This is a genomic window from Microbacterium sp. GXF6406 (genome assembly GCF_054798215.1).
Genome location: NZ_JBSJZH010000025.1, coordinates 16,222 through 36,099, shown reverse-complemented (window position 1 = coordinate 36,099; position 19,878 = coordinate 16,222). Strand labels below are relative to the sequence as shown.

Genomic DNA, 19,878 nt, shown 5'->3' with positions numbered 1-19,878 from the left:
CACGCTGTTGAGTTCTCAAGGATCGGATGCTCCCACGACCCAGCCTCACGACCAGGCCCGAAGGGCAACTTCTCTATTTTACCCCGCGGCAACCGTGAGTCAAATCGGCGTGCCCGGCGAACCAGACCCGATCTGCGGTAACCACAGAGCAACTCCCGAAGCATCTCCACACCGAAGTGATGAAGAACTTTCGGGAGCTTGTCCGCCGCTTGAGGGGAGGTGAGCCGGAGGCTTTCTCTCAACCCTGTGGGGCGAACAAGTAATAACTTACGCGGGTTCCGGGGATCGGGCAAATCAGCACGGGAACCCGGGCGCGTCGCGGCGAGATGAGGAAGGGGCTCCCCCGCGCACATCGCGCAGGAGAGCCCCTCGTCATTCAGCCGGGATCAGGCGCTGGGCGCCGCCCCGCCTTCATCGTCGGCGCGCAGGACACGGGCCCGTCGTATCCACAGCACCAGCGCACCGCCCACGATCAGCAGCAGCGCGATCGCGCCCGTGATCACCACCGGGCCGGTGGCCATGCCCGTGGCCGCCAGGCCATCACGGGACGGGTCGACGCCCGGAACCACGATGGGCTCGTCGTCGGCCGCGACCACGATCAGCACGGTCGAGGCGAGCACCTCTCCGTCGACCAGGACGCGCAGCGTGTGCGTTCCGGCCTCTGCGTCAGCCGGGATCCGGAAGCGGGCCACAGCCTCGCCCTCACCGTCGACGGCGAACTCGCCGAGCAGCACGGGGTCGGAGTGCAGCCACACCTCGCCGGCGACATCCGCGCCGAAGCCGCTGAAGCGCACCACGATCTCCTCACCGGGGCGGGCCTCGGGGCTCGCCACGATCGACGGCGTGGTCGGCTCGGGCTCCGGTTCGGGGTCCGTGCCGCCCACCGCGTCGATGACGACGGCATCCGTCGCGGCCGAGATGTTGCCCGCCACGTCCGAGGCGCGGGCGATGATCGATCCGCCCTCGCCCCCGACCGCGACCGGCGCCTCATACGCGGCCCAGCTCGTTCCGTCATCGAGCGAGAACTCGATGTCGGCCACACCCGACACCGCGTCCTCTGCCTCGACGACGAACGAACGCTCATCGACGGAGACCGTCACGCTCGGCGGTGCGGTGTCCACCCGGACCGCGTCGATGACCTGGTCATCCTCGGAGTTCGCCGAAGTGTCGATCGAGCGGTACGAGACCACCGTCTCCCCCTCGGGCAGCAGCACCGGCTCGGTGTAGGTGTTCCACGCACCATCGCCGAGGCGGTACTGGGTCACCTCGACCTCGACGTCATCCGTCGCCGACAGGGTCAGCGTCGGACGCTCGTTGTACCAGCCGGCGTCATTCGCCGTGCCGCTGAGCTCCGCGATCGTGACAGGTGCCGTCGTGTCCTCCGGCTCACCGGGTTCGCCGGGCTCGCCGGGCTCGCCGTCGGCGCACACCAGCATCGGCTGCCCCCAGACGCCATGGGCGCCGTTGATGGCACCGTCGTCCGTCGGGTCGACCTTGAGCTCGAGGTACTGGGCGCCCCTGACGTCGACCGTGATCTGCTCGGTGAGCATGCCTCCGGTGAACGTCTTGCCCTGGTACTTCTGCGCACCATCGACGTCCACGCGGAAGATGACCTTTCCGGCGAAGCCGTCCTCCAGGCCGGCATCCGAGGTGAACGTCGTGCACTGGCCACCCAGGTAGTAGGTGATCTTCGACGTCGCGTGAACACCGAGACCCTTGTCGTAGGTCTTCTTCAGCTCATCGGTCGTGTTGATGATCAGCGGCACATCCGGCGAGTTCGCGGCATCCTTGTTCGCCACGTCCTTGCCGATGACGCCCCAGCCGTTCGTCGCGTCGATCCACTCGAGATCCGAGACGTGAACCGTTCCGACCGGAGCCTCCGGCATCTCCTGCTCGACGACCTGCCAGTCGAAGAACTTCACGTTCGTCGCCACCGGCAGGATGACCGCAGCAACCGTCTTGCCCGGGTTCAGGCGAACCGTGTTGGCGTACACCGCGTAGACGTAGTCGCCGTACTCGAGTGTCTCGCTGTTGCGGTTGTTGCGCCCCTTGGGCTCGATCGCGACCGTCGCGCTGCCCGTGTCGGTCTTCAGCCAGTTCGGCACGAACAGGCTTTCGGTCTGCGTGGTGCCGTCCGTGTACTGGATCGTCAGGTTCGGCGACGTTCCGCCGCCGGCGGCCGCCGAAGTGAGAACAGCCAGGTGGCTGCCCTTGCCATCCAGAGCGATCGTCTGACCGTCCAGTGCGACGGCGTTCGGCTTGCCGTCTTCGTAATCGGGCCAGGTGAAGTCGACGTCGCCTCCGGGCAGCGCCACGTTCACGGTCGAACCGGGGGTCACGCCGACATCGGCGAGCGCCTCGGCCGAGAAGGTCGCGCCGCCGCCGTCGAAGTCGCCCAGCTCACGCGTCTCGAGAGAGGTGACCGAGACGTGGTTGTAGGCGCCGGCCAGCGAACCGTAGACGACGTAGATCTGGTTCGCCGCCCTCTTCTCGACGGACTCGCCGGATGCCGCGGTGTAGGTGACCGCGGCGCGAACCGTGGCCCCACCGGCAGCCGCCTGATCCGTCGGACGGATCGTGAAGGATGCCGTCGCCGAGGCGCCAGCGGCGAGCTCTGCGATCTCGGCGTTGTCCGCGTCGACGATCTCCCAGCCGGATGCGAGGCCCAGCGAGACGGCGACATCGGACTTCGCCCGGTCACCGGAGTTCGTGGCCGTCACGCGGGCGACGGTCGTGTCTCCCTGGGCGACCTTGTCGTCCAGCAGCACGTCGACCGTCAGCGATGCGGCGTCGATGTCGTTGCCGCCGACCGCGCTCGTGCCGGTGAGGGCGATCACCGAGGAGGCGCTGGATGCCACAGCATCCGCCTTCACGAAGATCGTGCCGCCCGCGGCATCCGCGTCGAAGTACCAGCCGGTGCCGGCGACCTCGAGAGCCGCGGCGTCTGCAACGGCCGGGATCTCGACGCCGTCCTGCGTGACGGCCGCGGGCGACGAGCCCGTGTGCACCTGCAGCGCGTAGGGACGCGACTCGGCCTTGCCGGCGAATTCGCCGGCACGCTCGCCGATCGTGACCGTGACGTCGCCGGCGTTCTGCTCCGGAGCCGTCACCGTGAACTGCTGCGACGACGTCGCACCGTTCTGGTACTCACGCGTGACCTGGTCGTCTTCATAGAGCTCGAAACTCGACTCGCCCTGCGGGTAGACGTCGAGGGTGATCGGAGCATCCGCGGCGACGAGCGACGCGTTGCGCGCGATCGGGCCCTGCGGCACGACGGCACCGGCGCGAACCAGAACCGGGAGCGTGTCGAGAGGCGCCTCGTAGCCGTTGAGCACGCGGCCGCCCTCGTGGATCTCACCGGTCCAGTAGTCGACCCACTGCCCCTCGGGCAGGTAGATGTCGTTGCGCACCGACGAGTCGGTGAACACCGGAGCGACGAGGAAGTCGGTCCCCAGGAGGAACTCGTTGTTCGCCTCGGCGCCGTACGCCATCGGGTCGTTCGGGTACTCGAGCGCGATGGAGCGCATCATCGGCGTACCGGTCGCGTGCGCGCCGGCCGCGAGCGTGTAGATGTACGGCATGAGCTGCTGACGCAGCTGCAGGTACTTGCGGTTGATCTCGGTCGCCTCGTCGCCGTAGAGCCACGGACGCTTGTCGACCCCGGCCCAGCCGCTCATCGAGTACAGCGCCGGCGCGAACGCCTTCCACTGCAGGTCGCGAACATAGCTGGTCGTCGAGCCGCCGAAGATGCCGTCGACGTCACCCGTCGTGAAAGGCATGCCGGAGTTTCCGGCGCCGGTCAGCGCCGAGACCTGCCAGCGAACAGCATCCAGGTTTCCGGCGTGGTCGCCCGTCCACTGCATGCCGCAGCGCTGGGAACCGGCCCAGCCCTCGACCATGAGAGAGGTGCCACGGGCGTCCGAGTACTGCTCGATGCCGCTGTGGGCCGCCTCGCAGCCGGTCAGCGCCATGCGGTAGCCGTTGCCGACCCAGGCGACGTCGAGCTTGCGCATCGAGACGCCGGCCTCGCCGACCTCGTACTCCTGCTCGGTCAGCGCGCGCTGCGTCCACAGGCCCGTCTGCAGACCGTGGTCCTTGATGCCCTCGACGGTCTCGGGGAGCTGCGTGTACTCGCAGCCGTAGCCGTCGTTGACGAGCATCCAGCCGGCCGGCATGTCGTTGTCGACGAACTGCTTGGCCATGTCGACCGCGTCGATCGTGTTCATCTTGCCCTCGACGGGCTGACCCTCGTACGTGGAGCTCGACCGGTTGTAGCAGTCGGCGTCGCCGTACTCGAGTGCGTACACCGGCGGCATCATCGGGCGACCCGTGAGCTGCGTGTAGCCGTCGAGGGACTGCTTGTAGTCGCCGACGAAGTAGTAGGCGTCGAAGCGCTTCTCCTCGTGCGTCGTCGTCGGGTCGGCGGTGAAGTCGTAGGTGCCGCGGTCGAACGTGTTGCGCAGGACTCCGTAGCCCTCGCTGCTCATGTAGTAGGGCACGGCGTTGGGGTAGCCGTTGTCTTCCCAGTTGAAGTTGCGGGCGACGTTGAGGACGGAACCGGTGTGGATCGATCGTCCGTTCTGCATGCCGCCGCCGAGGAACTGCTCTCCGGCCCGGGCCTGCAGGTGCTGGGTCGTCGACTTCTCGCCGAAGCTCAGGGGCTCGCTCTCCTCCCAGACGACGCTGCCGTCCGCGCGCAGAAGAGACATGAGGCCCGAGTCGCGTTCGATCTCGAGTACGACGCTGTCGGTGGAGACCGTGATGGTCTCGCCCTCGGTGACGGTCGTGTCGGCGCCCGTGAAGGTCTCGTCGCCGACGATGATTTCGGCGGTCTCGGTCGGGTTGCCCGAGGGGCTGTTGGCCGGGTCGGTGAACTCGCCGGTCGGATCGGCCTCGACGCGGACCGTGCGCTCATCGAGGAAGGTTGCGCGGATGCTGCCACCGGACTCGGTCTCGAAGACCACGGCGCCATCGGTCTCGGTGACGTCGGTGATCGCGCCGAGGGCGCTGCCCTCCTGGACGGGAACTTCCGCGGTGACGTCGTCAGCCGCATGCGCTGGCGCTGCTGTTGCCGGAGAGAACGCGAGCGCGCCTCCGGCAACGAGCGCGGCGACGAGCATCGCACCTCCTCTCCGCACGTCAGGGCTCGTCCGCCCTCGGATGGTGGTGATTGCCGTCATGATGCTCCCGCTTCGTCGCGTAACCGCATATTGTGATGGTTCGTGATTGAACTGCGCATAAATCGCGCATAGTCAATCGTTGAGCTGAGGCTAGCAAGCGGGGCCCGGAAGGGTCAAGGAATTTGTTCATCGGGCTAGCGAATTAATGGACGACCGGGCGGGGTCGCCGAAGAAGCCCCGGCCGGATGCGGCGGCGGGGCTTCTGCGAGGGGCTACTCCGCGACGAGAACCGTATAGCCGGCAGCCGTCAGTTCCGGGGCCTCGGCGTCGGTGATGACGGTGTCGAACAGTTCGGCGCCACCAACATGGGCGAACGCCTTCTGGCCGATCTTGTCGGAGTCGGCGACGGCGACGGCGCGCACCGCCCGCGAGGCCATGAGCCGGTTCACCGCGGCCTCGCGCTCGTCATGCGTCGCCGCGCCATCCTCGGCCGAGAGCGCGTTCACGCCGATGAACGCGATGTCGAGGAGGATGCCGCCGAGGAGCTGCTCGACGAAGGGGCCGACGAGCTCATAGCTGCGGGAGTGGATCACTCCCCCGGTGACGACGACCTTGATGTCGGGCCGCGTCGCCAGCTGAGCGGCGATGTTCACCGCATTCGTGACGACCGTGAACTCCCCGAGGTCATCACGGGCGGCCAGTGCCGCGGCGATCGCCGTGGTCGTCGTCCCGCCGGAGAGTCCGACGACGGCACCCGCCGAGACGAGCGCGGATGCGGCGCGCGCGATGCGCTCCTTCTCCTCGGAGCGCTGGTGGCTCTTGTAGCGCACAGGCAGCTCGTAGGCGACCGACTGCGCGACCGCGCCGCCGTGCGTACGCGTCAGCAGGCGCTGCTCGGCGAGGCTGTCGAGGTCGCGGCGGATCGTGGCCGGCGAGGCGTCGAACCCGTCGACGAGCTCATCGACCGAGACCTCGCCCTGGTCGGCGAGCAGATCGAGGATCGCGGTCAGACGCGCCGCGCGCTTCACACGGACTCCAGGGCGAACAGGCGCAGCATGCGCGCGGCCTCCTCGGTCACGGCATCCCGACCCGGCGCGACGTACTTGCGCGAGTCGACCAGACGCTCATCCGCGGCGAGCTTCTCGCGCACGGCGCGGGTGAAGAATCCGTTGAGATGCGTCGAGACGTTGATCTTGGTCATGCCGGCCCGCACGGCATCCGCGATGACGGCATCGGCGACGCCGGAGGACCCGTGCAGCACCAGCGGCACGTCGAGGGCCGCGTGCAGACGCGCGATGAGCTCGATGTCGAGCGACGCACTGCGGTCGAGCATGGCGTGCGAGGATCCGACGGCCACGGCGAGAGCATCCACTCCCGTCTCGGCGACGAAGGCCTGCGCCTCGGCGGGATCGGTGCGCACGCCCGGCGCATGGGCGCCATCCTTGCCGCCGACCTCGCCCAGCTCGCCCTCGACATAGACGCCCGCGGCATGCGCACGCTTCACGACGGCGGCCGTCAGCGCGACGTTCTCGTCATAGGGCAGGGCTCCGCCGTCGAACATGACGGACCCGAAACCGAGGTCGATGGCCTCATCGACGAGTTCGGGGTCCTCGGCATGGTCGAGGTGCACAGCGACCGGCGTCGCCGCCCGGCGGGCGACAGCAAGAGTCGCGAGCGCGATCGGCTCGAGGCCCCCGTGGTACTTCGCGCAGTTCTGAGAGATCTGCAGGATCACGGGCAGCTCCGCCCGCTCGGATGCTGCGACCAGCGCTTCGGCGGTCTCGAGGTGGATCACGTTGAACGCGGCGATGCCGCGCGGGTGGGCGGCGGCTTCGCGGATGAGGTCGGCGGCGGAGGCGAGGGTCATTCGGTGTCCTTCTTCTCGGTGTCGATCGCGGAGACGGTGAGGTCCTCCGCCAGTTCGGGATGCCGCGGCGAGATGTCGCCCGCCAGGGGCATGAGCACGGCCGCGGCCGACCAGGCGGTCGCGCGGCGCAGGATGGTCTCGGTGTCGGTGATGCCCTCGGCGACCAGGGTCGCGACGGCGGAGACCGCGGCATCGCCGGCTCCCGTCGGGTTGCCGGCGAGGGGTGCGGAAAGACGAGCCGAGAGGACCGCATCACGGGTGACCGCCAGCATCCCCTCCTCCCCGAGGGAGAGCATGACGAGCCCGGCACCGCGGCGCAGCAGTTCGCGGGCGCCGTCGAGCGGGTCGGAGAGCCCGGTCGCGTCGGAGAGCTCGGCCCGGTTGGGCTTGAGGACGGATGCTCCGGCATCGGCCGCGGCGAGCAGCAGGGGCCCGGAGGTGTCGACGATGACCGGACGCTCGCCGGAGGCTGCGATGAGCGCCTCGAGCAGCCCCTCGGGTGCCCCGGGAGGGAAACTTCCCGAGATCACGACGACGGATGCCAGGGCGGCCTGCTCGTGCACGGCGCCCACGAACTCGGCCCATTCGGCGGTCGTCGGGCTGATGCCGCGCTCATTGACGATCGTCGTGTCGCCGAGGGAGCGATCGACCCAGGCGATGCTGCGCCGCGTGGCGGCGGCGACCGGCAGGAGGTGGTGCGGCACGCCGCTGGCCTCGAGCTCGGCGCGCAGCTCGGCTCCGGTCGCTCCCCCGGCCGTGGTCACGGCGAGGACGTCGACGCCCTGGGCATGCGCGACGCGGGCGACGTTCAGGCCCTTCCCGCCGGCGCGCACGGCTCCGGTCTCGGCGCGGTGGGAGCCGCCCGGAACGATCCGGTCGATCTCCCAGGTCATGTCGACCGCGGGGTTGGGGGTGACGGTGAGGATCATGTGAGCTCCCTCGCTCGCAGGGCCGCGCCGAGCAGTCCGGCATTGCCCTCCAGTTCTGCGGGCAGCAGCTCCGGGATCCGGTGGAAGCTGAGCCGCTCGGTCAGACGCGCACGCAGTTCGTCGAACAGGGCGCCTCCGGCGCGCGAGAGCCCGCCGCCGATCACGATCGCCTCCGGCGCGAACATCGCGGTCAGCTGCGCGAGTGACATGGTCAATGCGTCGAGCGCATCGTTCCAGATGCGCGCCGCGGTCTCGTCCCCGGCCGCCGCGCGGGCGATGACGTCCTTGGCGCCGTCCGGGGAGACCCCGGTCTTCGCCTTGTATCGGCGGGCGATCGCGCCGGCCGAGGCGATGGCCTCGAGGCATCCGCGGGATCCGCAGGGGCAGTCCGGGCCATCGGCGACCGGGGAGTGCCCGATCTCGCCGGCGTATCCCCCTGCCGTATACGGCTCGCCGCCCACGAGCACGGCGCCGGCGATGCCCGTGCCGATGATGATGACGACCACATCATCGTGCGCACGCGCGCCCCCGAGCTCGTGCTCCGCCCAGCTCGCGGAGCGCACATCGTGGTCGAAGGCGATCGGCAGATCGAAGCGGTCGGCCGCGATCGCGCGCAGCGGAGCATCCCGCCACCCGAGATTGCTCGCGAAGACGCCGATCCCGGCATCCGCGTCGACGATCCCGGGAACCACGAATCCGAGCGATTCGGGGGCGATCTCCGGATGCCGCGCCCGAAGCCCCTCGGCGAGGCGCGCGATCTCGTCGATCAGCGCCGCCGCCGGGTCGTCGCCGAGCACGGGGGTCGGCGTGCGCTGCAGCCCGACCGCGTTGCCCTCGGAGTCGAACAGCGCGGATTTGATATCGGTGCCGCCGACGTCGAAGGCCAGCACGGGCGAGCCCGCGCCGATCCCCCGCGCCGATGGCGCAGCACCGCGACGGGGCGACGACTGCTCGTCGCCGCCCTCGCGCGGTGCTGCGGAATCGGAGATGCTCACGCGTCCAGGATGACCGAACGGCTGAGGTTGCGGGGCTGGTCGGGGTCGAGACCCTTGCCGACCGCACGGTCGAGGGCGACGCGGTGCAGACGGGCGAGGTCGGCCAGCGGGTCGACGTCGTGCTGCACGAAGCGGCCGCCGGTCGCCTCGACCTGGCCCGACAGGCCCTCGGGGGCGACGCCGAACTGCCACGTGATGCGACCGGGAGCGGCGATGGCGATCGGACCGTGACGGTAGTCCATCGACGGGTAGGACTCGGTCCAGGACTGCGAGGATTCGCGCATCTTCAGCGCGGCCTCGTGGGCGAGGCCGATCGTCCAGTTGCGACCGAGGAACGTGTACTGCTCGGCGGTGGCGAGCGTCTCATCGTCATCGGCGGAGAGCACGGCCTCGGCATCGGCGATCGAGCGGGCGACATCGGCGTCGAGGCCGAGAGAGGCGCGGAAGAGGGTGAGCGCGGTGGTCGCGAAACGGGTCTGGACGACCGAGGTCTCGTCGGCGAACGGCAGTAGCACCGCGGCGTCGGCGAGCTCGACAAGCGGCGAGTCGGGGTCGCCGATCACGCCGATGACGGGGATCTTGCCCTTGACCTGCTCGGTGAGCTCGAGGACCTCGCTGGTGGTGCCCGAGCGGGTCAGCGCGACGATGGCGTCGTAGCCACGATCGAGGAATGCCTCGGATGCCGCGTAGGCGTCGGTGATCCCCTGGCCGGAGGTCTCGCGCAGCGCTGCGTAGGACTGGGCCATGAACCAGCTCGTTCCGCAGCCGACGACGGCGATCCGCTGCCCGGCGGAGGGCAGGATCTTCTGCTCGTCGCGCATCTCAGCGGCGCGTGCCCAGGTCTCGGGCTGGGAGAGCAGCTCGGCCCGCATGTGCGCTCCGGCGGCGGCGGGGGTCTGATCAGTCATGAGTGAGTTTCCGTTCTAGACGTGCGGGCTTTGAAGGTTTATGGTTCTTTTGTGGGTGATTCAATCATATAGACTCACGGACACAATCTGGAAACATTTGTTCACACACTTCACAAATCCAGGTAATGTTCAGCACACCAGGAATGGACGAAGGTACGCGAAGTCGCGTATCAAGACCACGCACAGTCGCGTGAGATCTGTTTTCTCGCAGCAGTGCACATCACACAGTGAGGAATGACATGAAGAAGTCTTTGCGGTTCGGTGCAGTCGCCATCACGGCGACCGCAACTCTCGCTCTCGCTTCGTGCGGGTTCGGCGGCGCCGACAGCGGCAGCAGCAGCGGCGGAGAGGGTGGCTCGACCACCATCAACCTGCTCGTGCCCAGCTACTCGGACAACACCAAGGGCCTGTGGGAAGACGTCATCGAGGGCTTCGAGGCCGAGAACGACGGCATCAAGGTGAACCTCGAGGTCCAGTCGTGGGACAACCTCGAGAGCGTCGTCGCCACCAAGGTGCAGTCGGGCGAAGCCCCCGACATCTACAACGGCGGCCCCTTCGCCGGCTTCGCGGCCGACGACCTGCTCTACGACGTCGAAGAGGTCACGAGCCCCGACACCTTCTCCGACTTCCAGGAGTCGTTCATCAAGAACGAGCAGCTCAACGGCACCACCTACGCGCTGCCGTTCATCGCGTCGGCACGCGCTCTCTTCGTCAACAACGACCTGCTCTCGCAGGCCGGCGTCGAAGCCCCCACCGACTGGGACTCGCTGCTGAGCTCCGCCACCGCGGTCTCCGGCCTCGGCGGCGGCATCGCCGGCTACGGCATGCCGCTCGGATCCGAAGAGGCGCAGGCCGAGGCAGCCATCTGGCTGTGGGGCGGCGGCGGATCCTTCGGCAACGAGTCCGAGATCACCATCGACACCCCGGAGAACCTCGCGGGCGCCGAGCAGATCAAGAAGATGATCGACGCGGGCGCCACGCAGGCAGACCCCGGGTCCACGCAGCGCTCGCCCCTGATGGACATCTTCATCCAGGGCAAGATCGGCATGCAGGTCGGCCTCCCGCCGACGGTCGGCCAGATCGCCGAGAACAACCCCGACCTCGACTACTCGATCGTTCCGATCCCCACCAAGGACGGCTCACCCTTCACCCTCGGCGTCGCCGACCAGCTGATGGCGTTCCAGAACGACGGCGACAAGGCCGAGGCCATCACGGCGTTCTTCGACTACTTCTACTCGGCTGACGTCTACGTGCCCTGGGTCCAGGCCGAAGGCTTCCTGCCCGTGACGAAGTCCGGCTCCGAGGCGCTGGCCGACGAGGAGGCCCTCGCGCCGTTCCTCGAGGTTCTGCCCGACGCGCAGTTCTTCCCCTCGACCAACCCCCAGTGGTCGGTCGCCGATGGCGCGTTCAAGTCGCTGTTCGGTCAGCTGCAGTCCAAGTCCGCCGCAGACGTCCTGGCAGAGATCCAGACTCAGGTCGACGCGGGCTGACGCCCGGTAAGAAAGGGGTTCGGGAGAGATCCATGAGCCAGATGACGAGATCCTCGAATCCCGCGGGGGCGGCCACGCGCCGCCCCCGCACCCCCGAGACGCTTCAGCCGAAGCGCCCCGGCGGACGTGAACTGCTGCGGGCACTGCCCTGGATCGCACCGGCACTGGTGCTGATCTTCGGAGTCGTGTTCTTCCCCGCCGGAGTCATGTTCTTCAACTCCACCCGCGATATCGGGCTCTCCGGCCTCGACAAGGGCTCGGTCGGCTTCGACAACTACCGCGAGGTGTTCGCGTTCCCGGCGTTCTGGCCGATCCTCGGACGCACCGTGATCTGGGTCGTCTCCGTCGTGACGATCACGGTCGTGCTGTCGCTGGGCCTCGCCCAGATCCTCAACAAGGCCTTCCCCGGGCGCCAGATCGTCCGCCTCGCCGTCATCATCCCGTGGGCGGCATCCGTCGTCATGACGACCATGGTGTTCTACTACGGCCTCGAGCCCTACTTCGGCATCATCAACAAATTCCTCGTCGACGTCGGCCTCGTCGACACCCCCGAGGGCTTCGGATGGACGCGAAACCCGGGCACCGCCTTCGCCTGGTCGATCGTCATCGCGATCTTCGTATCGCTGCCGTTCACGACCTACACGCTGCTCGCGGGCCTGCAGAGCGTCCCCGGCGATGCCCTCGAGGCCGCCAAGATGGACGGCGCCGGCCCCATCCGCACCTACTGGTCGATCGTGTTCCCGCAGCTGCGCGGCGCGCTCAGCGTCGCGGTGCTCATCAACATCATCAACGTGTTCAACTCGCTGCCGATCCTGAAGGTCATGACCGGATCGATACCCGGCTACGACGCCGACACGATCATGACCATGATCTTCAAGTACATCGAGCTTCAGAAGAAGGTCGACGTGGCCAGCGCCCTGTCGGTCATCGCCTTCCTCATCGTCATCGTGATCGTCGCGGCCTACGTGAAGATCGTCAAGCCCATGAAGGAGGTGTGAGATGACCATCACAGAGACGCGCGTCATCACCACATCCGGGAACGGCCGTGCCGCGTCATCCGTCGGTCAGCGCCGTCGCCGCTACACGGAGGACCAGGTCCCCCTCAAGAACGTGATCTGGCGAATGGTCGCCGGAGCAGTCGTGCTCGCGATCTTCGTTCTGCCGTACATCATCATGTTCTTCGGCTCCGTCAAGACGAAGTCGCAGATCCGCTCGGTCGACCCGACGTACTTCCCCGTCGAGTGGAACTGGGACAACTACATCAAGATGTGGTCGACCCCCGAGACGCCACTGCCGTTCAACCTCATGTCGACGGTCGTGATCGCCGTATGCGCGACCGTGCTCGTGCTGCTCGTCGCGATGCCGGCGGCCTATTACACCGCCCGATTCAAGTTCCCCGGCCGCATGGTGTTCCTGTTCCTCGTGATCGTGACCCAGATGCTTCAGCCGGCCGTACTCACCTCGGGCCTGTTCCGCCAGTTCAACTGGCTCGGCATCGGCGACACGTGGACGGCGATGATCCTGGTCAACGCGGCGTTCAACCTGTCGTTCGCGACATGGATCATGCACTCCTTCTTCGCGGGCATCCCGAAGGAGGTCGACGAGGCGGCCCAGATCGACGGCGCGGGACGTCTGACCGTGCTGTTCAAGATCAACCTGCCGCTGGTCTGGCCGGGAATCGTCACCGCCATCGTCTTCACCTTCGTCTCCTGCTGGAACGAGTTCGCGGCATCCCTCGTGATCCTGTCGACCGATAAGAACCAGCCGCTCGCCGTCGCGCTGACCAAGTTCGTCGGTCAGTACGAGACGAGTTGGCAATACGTCTTCGGCGTCTCGATCGTGGCGATCCTGCCCGTGGTCATCCTGTTCATGATGATCGAGAAGCGCCTCGTCGGCGGCCTCACCGCCGGATCGGTGAAGTAAGCAGAGAGCTGACGACCCGGCGGATACCATCGGCACCATGAGGATCATCGTCATCGGAGCCACAGGACGCATCGGCCGGGTCGTCAGCGACACCCTCGAGAAGCGCGGGCACGATGTGCTGCGCGCCTCTCGAAGCAGCAACTGGAGCGTCGACATCGCCGATCAGGATTCGGTGTCGGCGCTCTTCGCGCGCTCGGGACGAGTGGATGCCGTCATCGCCGCGACCGGGTCCGTGCCCTTCGGCCACCTGACCTCGCTGGACGCCGACGACTATCTTCGCGCCTTCACCGGCAAGGCGCTGCCGCAGCTCGCGCTCGTGCGCACCGCGCTCGAGCATCTGAACGACGGCGGCTCGATCACCCTCACCACCGGTGTCCTCGCCCGCGAGCCGATCGCCACGGGTGCAGCAGCGGCCGCCGCCAACGGCGCCGTGGAGTCGTTCATCGTCACCGCCGCCGCCGAAGCTCCGCGCGGGATCCGCATCAACGCCGTCTCCCCGAACGTGCTCGAGAGCTCCGCGCACCAGCACGGCCTGTTCGCCGGCCAGCGACCGGTGCCCGACGCCGAGATCGGCCGCGCCTATACGCTCGCGGTCGAGGGGATCGGCACGGGGCGGGTCATCGCCGTCTGAGGCTCAGCGCCCCTCGGCGGCCGCGGTGTGATGGCGGATGACCTCCGCGACGACGAAGTTGAACCACTTCTCGGCGAACTCGGGGTCGAGGTTCGCGTCTGCGGCGAGCGCGCGGAGACGAGCGACCTGCTGCTCCTCGCGGTTCGGGTCGGACGCCGGCATGGCGTGCGTCGCCTTGAGGATGCCGACCTGTTGCGTGGCACGGAAGCGTTCGGCGAGCATGTGGATGAGTGCGGCGTCGATGTTGTCGATCGTGCCGCGCAGGCGCAGCAGTTCGGCCCGGGCTTCTTCGGCGTCGGTCATGTCTCTCCTCGTCGTGAACGGTTAAGACGATATCGCGCGCCGGGGCCCTAGAGTGGGCGCATGAAGAAGAAGAGCGCCCGGATGACGACGCCCGCCGCAGACGAGCCGAAGATCCCGGAGCAGCACCTCGAGGGGCGACCGGTCGTCGACCCCGAGCCGTCGTCGAAGTCGTTCTGGACCCGCATCGACAGGCCGTTCATCTTCGGCTTCCTCATGACCCTCGGCGGACTCGCGGCGATCCTCCTCGGACTCGCCCTGTCGAACCTGTCGACCGTCATCATCTACATCGCCCTGGCGCTGTTCGCGGCTCTCGGCCTCGACCCGGCAGTCCGATTCCTCGAACGGCGCGGGCTGAGCCGCGGGGTGGCCGTGCTCTGCGTGATCCTCGGCCTCGTCCTCGTGCTCGGGCTCGTCGTCTGGGCGATCGTCCCCGTCGTCGTGAAGCAGATCTCCGGGTTCGTGAAGGACATCCCCGGCATGATCTCCGACTTCCAGCACACCGACCTCTTCCAGACGCTGCAGGATCAGTTCGGCGACAAGATCGACGATCTGCTCGCCGACGCGCAGAAGTTCCTCACCGATCCGGGCAACCTGCTGACCATCGGCGGCGGCGCCTTCCAGGTCGGCAGTTCCATCGCGAACGCGATCTCGGGTTCGATCGTCGTCCTCGTGCTCATCATCTACTTCGTCTCGACCCTGCCCGGGATGAAGCAGGCGCTGCTGCGCCTCATCCCGGCGCGCGATCGCGTCCGGATCGGCGCGCTCACCGACCAGGTCACCGACTCGGTTGGCGGGTACGTGCAGGGCATGGTGACCCTCGCGTTCTTCAACGCGATCGTCGTGCTCATCCTCTACACGTCGTTCGGTCTGCCGTTCCCGATCCTGCTCGCGGTGACGGCGTTCCTCGTCACCCTCATCCCGCTCGTCGGATCGATCCTGTTCTGGGTGATCGGCACGCTCGTCGCGCTGTTCACCGGCAACATCCTCTTCACGGTCCTGTTCGCGGCGATCTACCTCGTGTACATGCAGATCGAGGCGTACGTGCTCACCCCGAAGGTGATGAACCGCGCGGTCTCGATCCCCGGCTCACTCGTCGTCATCGGCGCCCTCGCCGGCGGCACGCTGCTCGGTCTGCTCGGCGCGCTGGTCGCGGTGCCGGTCGCAGCATCCATCCTCATCATCATCAAGCAGGTCTGGATCCCGCGTCAGGATACGCGGATCTGAGCACGACGGCTTCGTCGGTGCCTCAGAGAGCGGCGTCGACGAAGCCGATGAACCGGCTTCCGACGCCGTCGAAGGTGCTGCGCACCGTGCCGGCCGCCGGTGCGGGCGCGGCGCTCGTGGGGTGCTCGTCGCAGATCACGTGCGTGAACTGGGGCCACCACTTCTTGGGGCGCACCGTTTCGGAGTCGCCGCAGACGTCGCACGTCAGCGTCGCCCACACGGGGCGTCCGCCCTTCTTGCGGTTCGCGCGGGACTGGGCGAGCCAGGCCGGCGGATCCTGCTCGAGAGCGGCCACGTCGGCCTCGGAGACGGCATCCGGGATCTCGTGGCGTGCGGCCATCTCGATCGAGATGTCGAGTCGCTGAGCGACCTCACGGCGGTTCAGCATTCGAGGAGACATGCATCCATTGTCTCAGGAGCTGCTGGCACCTGACGGGGTGTCCGATTGCCGACACGTGTCGGCCGAAAAGACACCTGTCGGCCGAAATCGGCGGATGCTGCGGACATCCGTGATCTCGACCGACAGGTGTCGTGACCCGCGTGGGATCCGGACGCTCTGGGGAAGAGCGCCCGGGGCGGGTCAGGTCGTGCGACGGCGGAAGCCGACGAGGAGGGCGCCGCCCACGGCGAGGAGCGCGGCGAGCGCGATCACACCGGTGATCGGCCCCGACCCAGTCGCGGCGAGGCCGCCGCCTGCCGTGCCGTCAGCCGCTCCGGTTCCGTCCGGGGAGGCTGCGTCGCCCGTTCCTCCGGGTTCGGTGGAGTCGCCCGGTTCGGTGGGGGCACCCGGCTCCGCCGGGTCGGCCGCGGCCAGCACCGTCACCGCGGCACTGGCCCGCAGGCCCGACTCCGGCTGGGCGACGACCAGCGCGTACCCTCCGGCGGCCACACCCGCAGGAACCGTCACCGACACAGCCAGGCGCCCCTCGGCATCCGTCTGCACTCCCTCCCCGAGTTCTGCGGCGATGCGGGCCTCCGCGAGCAGGCGCAGCGCCTCGGGCTCCCCGTTCTCGGGACTCTCGAGCGTGATGCGCACCGGCGTCTCGGGCTGCAGCCCCGCGGCACGGATGTCGAGCGCCTCGCCGGCGACGACTTCCGATGCACCGAGCGTCACCGACGGCGTTCCCGGCTCCGGCTCCGGGTCGGTCTCGCCGACGAGCGTGCCGCCGATGTTGATCTCGGCAGCACCGGCGAATTCAGCGCCGTTGCTCGACGACAGAGCGACGAGAGTCACGTAGCGACCCGCGACGGTCTCATCGAACTCGATGACCTGCTCGCGCGTGATGTCGTACAGGCGCCCGTCGGAGGCGAGCGTGCCGCGATCGGCCTTCGTGTCGCTCACAGAGACCTCGTAGTCCGCGATGCGGCCGTTGGTGCCGTTCTGACGCTGCTGGAAGGAGAAGCCCGAGACGTCGTACCGGTCGCCGAGATCGATCGTGATCCAGTGCGGGTACGTCGATCCCTCGCCGTTCCAAGCGGTGTGCCAGAACGTCTCCGGGTCGCCGTCGATCGCATTCGTCGCCGGCGTGTCCTCGCTGCGCGTCTCCTCCGATCCGACATCGGCGATCGAGAGGGCGCTCTGATCGATCGGATTCTTCAGCTGACGGCGGTTCGCCGTGACCTCGACCTCGGTGCGCGCCTCACGGTCTCCGGCTGTCGCCGTGAGCGTGTAGACGCCGCCCTCCGTGTCAGGGGAGATCGGCAGCGACAGGGCCAGCACGCCGTCCTCGTCCGGGCGCACCGTGCCCAGCGCCGTGTCGCCCAGGCTCAGCGCAACGTACGACCCCGGGACGAACCCGGTGATCTCACCCGGCAGGCGCGCGCCCGCGGCGACAGTCGAATCCGCTGTGAGGGTCGGAGTCTGGCTCTCGTCCCACACCGGCGGCTCGACCGGGTCGGCCGTTCCCTCCGCGATCGTCACGGTGAACTCGGTGCGGGTGCCGTCGGAGAACTCGATGGTTCCCGTGTACTGGCCGGCCTCGGCGTAGGAGTGCGATCCGCGCACGTCATAGAGACCGCCTGCGCTCAGCGATGTGCGCTCCGTCTCGGTGCGGAAGGCCGCCGACGAAACCGGCGAACCATCACCCCAGTCGATCGTCGCCGTGAGCGCGGAGCCGAGAGCCGACGAGCTGATCCCGTCTTCGTCATCCACCCGGTCGACCGCGATGCTCGCGCCGTCTGCCGAGGCCTTCGTGCCGGGTGCCGCGACCGAGCCGACGGTCATCTCGGCGTCGCTGCCGGGCGAGAGCTCGACGGGAACGCCCGCCGCCGACCAGTCCCAGGTCGCGTGCACACCATCGTAGAAGTTCGCGCCGCCGATGAGCAGACGCTCGCCGACATCGGCCATGCGCTGGGCGAAGTCCGCGCCGTTGCGCTGCTCCTGCGGGGTCCAGCCGATCTCCGCGTGCGCGAACGCGCGGGGGAACGAGAGGAACTCCGCCTGCTCGCGGCCACGGATCGTCTCGGCCCACATGGGCCCTTCGACGCCGAGGAGCTGGTCGTCGTCGAGCTTCACACCGTTGTCGGTGATGACCTCGGCCGGATCCCAGTCGTAGTACAGCGGGAAGTCGCCGACCGCGGCCCAGGTCAGGCCGATCGGGGTCTTGTCGGTGTACTTCATGTCGAGGTACGCGTTGCCGCCGCGCGAGGCGATCAGCTTCACGCCCTTGTTCTTGATCGCGTCGAGCGTGTCGGTGGTGTTCCCGATCCAGTACTGGATCGCGTCGTCCTCGGTCACCCCGGCGATCGACGACTCGTTCCAGCCGATCATCTTCTTGCCGAGGCCGTGCACGATGTCGACCGAGCGGGTGATGAAGGACACGTAGTTCTCGTGCGAGGTCACGTGCGATTCGTCGCCGCCGATGTGCAGGTAATCGCCAGGAGTGAGTGCGGCGAGCTGGCCGAGCACATGCTCCATGAACATCCACGTGTACTCGTTGTTCGCATCGAGCGAGGAGTAGCCGACGTCCTTCGTCCCGTTGGCGGCGACGCGGCCGGTCTCGGGCTCGGCGCCCGGGTGGCTTCCCGCGCTGTTGAGCTCCTCGATGGCGTGCAGCGCCGCGTTCGTGTGGCCCGGGGTGTCGATCTCGGGGACGACCTCGATGTGCAGGTCGGCCGCGTAGGCGAGGATGTCGCTGAACTGCTCCTGCGTGTAATAGCCAGTGCGACCGAGCTCGTCGTTGTAGCCGTGCGAGGTCATCGCGGTGGCACCGGAGATCTCGGTGAGCAGCGAATAGTCGATGGGATCACCATCGGCCTTGCCCTCGTTGGTGATCTCCAGGCGCCACCCCTGATCGTCGGCGATGTGGAAGTGCATGACCGAGAGCTTGTGGGCGGCCATGGTGTCGAGGACGGTCTTGACCTCATCGGCCGTCAGGAACGAGCGGGCGACGTCGAGCATCATACCGCGATAGGCGAATCGCGGAGCATCCGTGATCTCCACCGCCGGCACCGCCCAGGTCGCCTCGACGACGCGGTCGGATTCGATGTGCGCGGGGAAGAGCTGTCGCAGCGTCTGCACCGCGTTGAAGGCGCCGTGATCGGTCGGGGCGACGATCGTGATGCGCTCGTCGTCGACCGTGAGGGCGTAGGACTCCTCCTCGCCGGTGAGGCCGGTGACCTCGCCGGTGCGCAGGACGATGTCGCCCTCGGATGCTCCGACCTCCACCGACAGGTCGAACCCGGTCGATGCACCGGCCAGATCTGCGAGGAACTCCGCACTGGGCGCGAGAGCTGCGTCCGTGGCGATGCGGGCGCCGTCTCGCAGCACGAACGGCTCGGCCTCGGCATCCGCCTCGACGCTGCGAGGCAGCGGGACGAGCCCGTTCACAGGCGAGGGCACGACCTCGGGCTCGGGGCCGTCCCAGACTTCGAGCTCCCACAGCGAGATGCCGTACTTGTTGCCGTTGATGGGAGTGCGCTCCACGCCCTGCATGCGCACGAACTGGTACTCGACCGCCGGGTCGACGAGGGTCAGGGTCTGCACATCGCGCAGTCCGCAGACGGGCGAGAGCACCTCGGTCGCGTCGACGAACGTCTCGCCGTCGGCGGAGACCTGGATCAGGTACTCGGCGGCGCACGCCGTCTCCCACTCGATCGCGATGTGGTCGATCACGGTGGGCTCGGCCAGACGCACGGTGAGGTTCGCGTCATCGGCGCCGTTCGACGACCAGCGCGACTGGCGCGGCCCGGAGGTCCCCGGGTCGCGCACGCCGTCGATCGCGAGTTCGGGGCCCCACTGGCCGGGGACCTCCTGACCGGATGCCTCGACCGTGGCGCCGGCGCTGGCCAGCGCGAGGTTCTCTCCCTCGTCTGGTGCGGCGACAGCCGGCGCCACCGCTGAAAAGGCACCGAACACCATCGCCCCGACGCAGAGGAATGCGCCGGTTCTCGTCGTTCTTCTGATCCCGCCCGATACTGCTCTCGTCATTGAGATACTCCGCTTATGTCGGCAGATTCCGGTGCCCCAGAGACACCTCCAGGAGGCAA

14 protein-coding genes are annotated in these 19,878 nt (G+C 68.1%); 5 read left to right on the top strand and 9 right to left on the bottom strand.

Features of this window, described 5'->3' with window-relative positions; translation table 11 throughout:
- Positions 1 to 386: 386 nt before the first annotated feature.
- The 6 genes from ACWAUG_RS12285 to ACWAUG_RS12260 all read right to left on the bottom strand — a co-directional run bounded on the left by ACWAUG_RS12285 (position 387) and on the right by ACWAUG_RS12260 (position 9,819).
- Complete coding sequence (locus tag ACWAUG_RS12285) at positions 387 to 5,180, bottom strand: NPCBM/NEW2 domain-containing protein (RefSeq protein ID WP_460802635.1); 4,794 nt, start codon at positions 5,178 to 5,180, stop codon at positions 387 to 389.
- A gap of 212 nt (positions 5,181 to 5,392) precedes the next feature.
- On the bottom strand, positions 5,393 to 6,148 hold the full coding sequence (locus ACWAUG_RS12280) for a DeoR/GlpR family DNA-binding transcription regulator (RefSeq protein ID WP_460802634.1): 756 nt from the start codon (positions 6,146 to 6,148) through the stop codon (positions 5,393 to 5,395).
- The gene (locus tag ACWAUG_RS12275) at positions 6,145 to 6,987 is read right to left on the bottom strand and encodes a class II fructose-bisphosphate aldolase (protein WP_460802633.1); all 843 of its coding nucleotides are present in this window, start codon (positions 6,985 to 6,987) and stop codon (positions 6,145 to 6,147) included. The genes ACWAUG_RS12280 and ACWAUG_RS12275 overlap by 4 nt, the downstream gene beginning before the upstream one ends.
- A complete protein-coding gene (locus ACWAUG_RS12270) occupies positions 6,984 to 7,916 on the bottom strand; it encodes a 1-phosphofructokinase family hexose kinase (protein WP_460802632.1) in 933 nt (310 codons plus the stop codon). The genes ACWAUG_RS12275 and ACWAUG_RS12270 overlap by 4 nt, the downstream gene beginning before the upstream one ends.
- Positions 7,913 to 8,911: an ROK family protein gene (locus ACWAUG_RS12265; RefSeq protein WP_460802631.1), complete on the bottom strand. Its 999-nt coding sequence runs from the start codon at positions 8,909 to 8,911 to the stop codon at positions 7,913 to 7,915. The genes ACWAUG_RS12270 and ACWAUG_RS12265 overlap by 4 nt, the downstream gene beginning before the upstream one ends.
- The gene (locus ACWAUG_RS12260) at positions 8,908 to 9,819 is read right to left on the bottom strand and encodes an SIS domain-containing protein (protein WP_460802630.1); all 912 of its coding nucleotides are present in this window, start codon (positions 9,817 to 9,819) and stop codon (positions 8,908 to 8,910) included. The genes ACWAUG_RS12265 and ACWAUG_RS12260 overlap by 4 nt, the downstream gene beginning before the upstream one ends.
- Positions 9,820 to 10,058: 239 nt before the next feature.
- Between ACWAUG_RS12260 and ACWAUG_RS12255 the strand changes: the two genes are divergently transcribed.
- The 4 genes from ACWAUG_RS12255 to ACWAUG_RS12240 are packed head-to-tail and all read left to right on the top strand — an operon-like array spanning position 10,059 to position 13,863.
- A complete protein-coding gene (locus ACWAUG_RS12255; protein ID WP_298040171.1) occupies positions 10,059 to 11,309 on the top strand; it encodes an extracellular solute-binding protein in 1,251 nt (416 codons plus the stop codon).
- A 41-nt stretch (positions 11,310 to 11,350) separates the two neighbouring features.
- Positions 11,351 to 12,307 carry a carbohydrate ABC transporter permease gene (locus tag ACWAUG_RS12250; protein WP_460802629.1) on the top strand — a complete coding sequence of 319 codons (957 nt, stop codon included), beginning with the start codon at positions 11,351 to 11,353 and terminating at the stop codon, positions 12,305 to 12,307.
- A 1-nt stretch (position 12,308) separates the two neighbouring features.
- Positions 12,309 to 13,232, top strand: coding sequence for a carbohydrate ABC transporter permease (locus tag ACWAUG_RS12245; RefSeq protein ID WP_298040174.1), 924 nt, complete (start codon positions 12,309 to 12,311; stop codon positions 13,230 to 13,232).
- A 37-nt stretch (positions 13,233 to 13,269) separates the two neighbouring features.
- Positions 13,270 to 13,863 (top strand): short chain dehydrogenase, encoded by a 594-nt coding sequence (locus ACWAUG_RS12240; RefSeq protein ID WP_298040175.1) that lies wholly within the window; start codon positions 13,270 to 13,272, stop codon positions 13,861 to 13,863.
- Between the two features lie 3 nt (positions 13,864 to 13,866).
- Here ACWAUG_RS12240 and ACWAUG_RS12235 read toward each other — a convergent pair whose 3' ends face one another.
- A complete protein-coding gene (locus ACWAUG_RS12235) occupies positions 13,867 to 14,166 on the bottom strand; it encodes a chorismate mutase (RefSeq protein WP_298040176.1) in 300 nt (99 codons plus the stop codon).
- A 60-nt stretch (positions 14,167 to 14,226) separates the two neighbouring features.
- Between ACWAUG_RS12235 and ACWAUG_RS12230 the strand changes: the two genes are divergently transcribed.
- Complete coding sequence (locus ACWAUG_RS12230; protein ID WP_460802628.1) at positions 14,227 to 15,390, top strand: AI-2E family transporter; 1,164 nt, start codon at positions 14,227 to 14,229, stop codon at positions 15,388 to 15,390.
- 22 nt (positions 15,391 to 15,412) lie between these two features.
- Here ACWAUG_RS12230 and ACWAUG_RS12225 read toward each other — a convergent pair whose 3' ends face one another.
- Together ACWAUG_RS12225 and ACWAUG_RS12220 are read right to left on the bottom strand one after the other, a co-directional pair.
- Positions 15,413 to 15,778, bottom strand: coding sequence for a DUF5997 family protein (locus tag ACWAUG_RS12225; RefSeq protein WP_298040196.1), 366 nt, complete (start codon positions 15,776 to 15,778; stop codon positions 15,413 to 15,415).
- 192 nt (positions 15,779 to 15,970) lie between these two features.
- Positions 15,971 to 19,750 carry a family 20 glycosylhydrolase gene (locus ACWAUG_RS12220; RefSeq protein ID WP_460802627.1) on the bottom strand — a complete coding sequence of 1,260 codons (3,780 nt, stop codon included), beginning with the start codon at positions 19,748 to 19,750 and terminating at the stop codon, positions 15,971 to 15,973.
- Between the last annotated feature and the right edge of the window lie 128 nt (positions 19,751 to 19,878).

Coding starts and splice junctions, on each gene's coding strand:
- ACWAUG_RS12275 (WP_460802633.1), bottom strand. CDS start 6,987: ATGACCCTCGCCTCCGCCGCCGACCTCATCCGCGAAGCCGCCGCCCAC.
- ACWAUG_RS12245 (WP_298040174.1), top strand. CDS start 12,309: ATGACCATCACAGAGACGCGCGTCATCACCACATCCGGGAACGGCCGT.
- ACWAUG_RS12250 (WP_460802629.1), top strand. CDS start 11,351: ATGACGAGATCCTCGAATCCCGCGGGGGCGGCCACGCGCCGCCCCCGC.
- ACWAUG_RS12240 (WP_298040175.1), top strand. CDS start 13,270: ATGAGGATCATCGTCATCGGAGCCACAGGACGCATCGGCCGGGTCGTC.
- ACWAUG_RS12285 (WP_460802635.1), bottom strand. CDS start 5,180: ATGACGGCAATCACCACCATCCGAGGGCGGACGAGCCCTGACGTGCGG.
- ACWAUG_RS12255 (WP_298040171.1), top strand. CDS start 10,059: ATGAAGAAGTCTTTGCGGTTCGGTGCAGTCGCCATCACGGCGACCGCA.
- ACWAUG_RS12235 (WP_298040176.1), bottom strand. CDS start 14,166: ATGACCGACGCCGAAGAAGCCCGGGCCGAACTGCTGCGCCTGCGCGGC.
- ACWAUG_RS12225 (WP_298040196.1), bottom strand. CDS start 15,778: ATGCTGAACCGCCGTGAGGTCGCTCAGCGACTCGACATCTCGATCGAG.
- ACWAUG_RS12220 (WP_460802627.1), bottom strand. CDS start 19,750: ATGGTGTTCGGTGCCTTTTCAGCGGTGGCGCCGGCTGTCGCCGCACCA.
- ACWAUG_RS12260 (WP_460802630.1), bottom strand. CDS start 9,819: ATGACTGATCAGACCCCCGCCGCCGCCGGAGCGCACATGCGGGCCGAG.
- ACWAUG_RS12270 (WP_460802632.1), bottom strand. CDS start 7,916: ATGATCCTCACCGTCACCCCCAACCCCGCGGTCGACATGACCTGGGAG.
- ACWAUG_RS12230 (WP_460802628.1), top strand. CDS start 14,227: ATGAAGAAGAAGAGCGCCCGGATGACGACGCCCGCCGCAGACGAGCCG.